General features: G+C 61.3%; 1 protein-coding gene. It reads right to left on the minus strand.

The features are described from left to right. A partial coding sequence (locus DNK49_RS24355; protein WP_207807129.1) for a hypothetical protein occupies window positions 1–222 on the minus strand: 222 nt, incomplete at both ends.

Below are 222 nucleotides of genomic sequence, written 5' to 3' on the forward strand. Positions count from 1 at the left end.
GGGTTTTGGCGTGAACATCGGCCCCCAGCTCGATGAGGCGCAGTGCAGCGTTGCAATGCCCGCGGGTGACGGCGTAGGCAAGCACCGAAGTGTCCATCGGGCCTTGACGCAAGTTGATGTCAGCCCCTCGTTCGATGAACAGTTGGAACAGTGGGCCGTCACCGCGCCCCAGGTCCATGGTTTCGAAGAAGATGGGATCGACCAGCCCGAACAGGTTGGGAT

The organism is Parazoarcus communis SWub3 = DSM 12120 (genome assembly GCF_003226565.1).
GTDB classification, from domain to species: Bacteria; Pseudomonadota; Gammaproteobacteria; order Burkholderiales; family Rhodocyclaceae; genus Parazoarcus; species Parazoarcus communis.